We start from the raw sequence: 1,595 nt of genomic DNA, 5'->3' as shown, positions 1-1,595 counted from the left end.
CATATCTGGAGTTTTACAACTAATGTGAGTTAATAAGCGGTAAAGTGACGGGTGTTAGCACGGACATCCGAAAGTCGCGAGCTGTGCGAGCCTATTCTTGTTTTCCAACAATTGAAGCGCTGGCCGCTTTAATCTATAAACAAACAAAACATCTAAGACAATGGTATAAATCATTTACTCCTTACTTCTTGGTATTTATCAGGTTTTTTAGAGTTTCTCGATTTGCACTCTTCACTAAACTCATTTAAAAAGTTCTCACTCCATGCCGGGCGACTTCTACCCATTTTTGCCGCTCTTGCAGCCCTCTCAATTGCACCTGTCGCTTTAATTCTTTTCTTCATATCCGCCCCCTTTGCTTAATTGTTAACTCATCAATTGGCAACCACGGCAAATCATATTGGCGCAAAAATTGATACACATTAAGAGAATTTACACCCCACAATATTTTTAACCGCTTCACCGTCAGCGATTTATAATTATTTTTCACAAAGCGCATCCGCTCCTGAATTTCTTCAGCTTCACATTTCACTGCTTTTTGCATACCTTGATTACTCCCTCTCTCTCATTGCGCTCATGCGTTTTTAAAATACAAAACATAAATTCTTCGCTAAGAGCCGTTTTACTCTCATAGCTACCATTGCACCCTTGGTATTGATCAAAATAGCTGTGACACCGCGCACACAAGTCCGCACCGTATAAATCACCACACTTTACACCTCGCCCCTTACCAAATGCATGCTGCCTTAATCCCGTGTAATGTGCATATACAACTGTCCCCGCAGCGAATACATGCACGACCCCTAGAAGCTTCCCTAAGTTCCTTTGACCTAAATAGCTTTACTTTCTGAAATGGTCCTGATATCGAATTTAAATGCATTTATTTTATTCCGTACAAGACAACACCATTCCGACTGATTTCTGTATAAGGCTCTAAGCCTAAACATTTCGTTAGGTCATGATGGTCTTTAATGTTAATTCCTAACTCACTGAGTTTTTTGTTTGTTGCAAGTTTATATCCCTTTAAAAAACTATCAACCGCTTTTACGATCTGCTTACAGCGATCATTTAAACTCTCAGTTGAATCTATTGCTACTCCAAGCATCTTCCCTCTTTCCTCCTAATCAATGAACTCGTAGATTTCTTCTCATTTTTTCCAATTGTGAAAGCGCTGCTTCACTATTCCTTGGGCCTTTATGCTCAATAGATCTACACACCTCCGGCGGCACTTCAAACTTTTGGCCAGCCAAATATTTTTTAATGCTCCTGTTGTAATTTTCTTTAAAGCTTTGATGGCTACTTACCCCATAACATCCTCCCCAAGCTGTCGCTTTTGCTGCTGCATAAAGCACAGGGCTTGGCCATGCAGTTAATTTGCTCTTTTCTGGAATAATCATTATAGCGCTCAACGAATAGTTTCTGACATTGACTTCATTACTTGACTAAGCGCTGTCTCTAAATTTATTTCATCTTGATCAAGCTTCATGCGAACCCTATTTTTAAGCGGTGACCATACATGCTCGATCGGGTTTAAATCACAGGGCGGTGGCATGAATGTCTTTGATGTTGTCATGAATCGTATAAATCTTGACGAATAG

6 protein-coding genes are annotated in these 1,595 nt (G+C 40.0%); all 6 read right to left on the bottom strand.

Features of this window, described 5'->3' with window-relative positions; translation table 11 throughout:
• Nucleotides 1-170: 170 nt before the first annotated feature.
• Nucleotides 171-341 (bottom strand): hypothetical protein, encoded by a 171-nt coding sequence (locus C200_RS15615; RefSeq protein ID WP_016212255.1) that lies wholly within the window; start codon nucleotides 339-341, stop codon nucleotides 171-173.
• The gene (locus C200_RS13640) at nucleotides 338-541 is read right to left on the bottom strand and encodes a hypothetical protein (RefSeq protein ID WP_032126838.1); all 204 of its coding nucleotides are present in this window, start codon (nucleotides 539-541) and stop codon (nucleotides 338-340) included. The genes C200_RS15615 and C200_RS13640 overlap by 4 nt, the downstream gene beginning before the upstream one ends.
• Nucleotides 526-795 (bottom strand): hypothetical protein, encoded by a 270-nt coding sequence (locus C200_RS13635; RefSeq protein WP_016212258.1) that lies wholly within the window; start codon nucleotides 793-795, stop codon nucleotides 526-528. Before C200_RS13635 ends, C200_RS13640 begins: the two co-directional genes overlap by 16 nt.
• An 82-nt stretch (nucleotides 796-877) precedes the next feature.
• Nucleotides 878-1,102 (bottom strand): hypothetical protein, encoded by a 225-nt coding sequence (locus C200_RS13630; protein WP_016212257.1) that lies wholly within the window; start codon nucleotides 1,100-1,102, stop codon nucleotides 878-880.
• 19 nt (nucleotides 1,103-1,121) lie between these two features.
• A complete protein-coding gene (locus C200_RS13625) occupies nucleotides 1,122-1,394 on the bottom strand; it encodes a hypothetical protein (protein WP_016212260.1) in 273 nt (90 codons plus the stop codon).
• 8 nt (nucleotides 1,395-1,402) lie between these two features.
• Nucleotides 1,403-1,595 (bottom strand): hypothetical protein (locus C200_RS13620; RefSeq protein WP_052133292.1); only part of this gene is annotated, 193 nt, incomplete at its 5' end.

This window comes from Piscirickettsia salmonis LF-89 = ATCC VR-1361, from assembly GCF_000297215.2.
Classification (GTDB): domain Bacteria; phylum Pseudomonadota; class Gammaproteobacteria; order Piscirickettsiales; family Piscirickettsiaceae; genus Piscirickettsia; species Piscirickettsia salmonis.
This window is presented reverse-complemented; position numbering and strand designations above follow the sequence as displayed.